Origin of the sequence: Serratia sp. 14-2641 (assembly GCF_001692375.1) — a bacterium.
In the GTDB taxonomy this organism is placed as follows: domain Bacteria; phylum Pseudomonadota; class Gammaproteobacteria; order Enterobacterales; family Enterobacteriaceae; genus Chania; species Chania fonticola_C.
In genome coordinates, this window is sequence record NZ_LXKR01000104.1 from 1 (window position 1) to 962 (window position 962).

Genomic DNA, 962 nt, shown 5'->3' on the forward strand with positions numbered 1-962 from the left:
TAGTGTGTTCAGCCGACGCGGGTGTTGAGGTAGGACAGGGTCTTAAAGACGGTTGAGGCAGCGGCGCTGCCGTGCTCGCCCCGCAGGGGCGCTACGTTCTGGAAATCACAGAGCATTACACCGACACCGCAGGTTTCACTGAGCATGTTTTCGCGCTGATGCATCTGCTCGGATTCGCTTTTGCGCCAAGGATCCGGGATCTTCATGATAAGCGGCTGTTTATTCATGGAAAGGCTGAGTTGTATCCGGGGCTTCAGTCAATCATCTCCACAACCCGCCTGAATCTAAAGGACATTGAAACTCACTGGAGTGAGGTGCTGCGCCTGGCGAGTTCTATAAAGCAGGGAACGGTAACAGCATCGCTGATGATGAAAAAGCTGGCCAGCTATCCCAAACAGAATGGTCTGGCAAAGGCGCTAAGGGAAATTGGCCGCATCGAGAGGTCATTGTTTATGCTGGACTGGTTCCGGGATCCTTCCCTGCGACGACGCGTACAGGCAGGGCTGAATAAAGGTGAGGCACGCAATGCCCTTGCGCGCGCAGTCTTTATGCACCGACTGGGGGAAATCAGAGATCGGGGACTGGAAAACCAGAGCTACCGGGCCAGTGGGCTGACGTTGCTGACTGCGGCAATTTCACTCTGGAATACGGTATATATAGAAAGAGCCATCGATTCTCTAAAGCGAAAAGGGATCCCATTCAATGACCAGCTGATTTCTCATCTGTCCCCGCTGGGATGGGAACACATCAACCTGAGTGGAGATTACGTCTGGCGAACAAACCTCAAGCTGGGACAGGGGAAATACCGTTCATTACGCTCAGTTGACAGCAGTTTGTACAAAAAACAGGCTTAGCGTAGGATATTTAATGAGATGGTCACTCCCTCCTTCCCGGTACTATGCTGAGGACAGGCTTTCATTCGGAGAACCATCATGGAAAATATTGCGCTTATTGGTATCGAT

At 51.9% G+C, this 962-nt stretch carries 1 pseudogene; it reads left to right on the top strand.

Annotated elements, in window-relative coordinates:
- Window positions 1-98 precede the first annotated feature (98 nt).
- Window positions 99-854: pseudogene (locus A6U95_RS29460) on the top strand (Tn3 family transposase); the annotation flags it as partial.
- Between the last annotated feature and the right edge of the window lie 108 nt (window positions 855-962).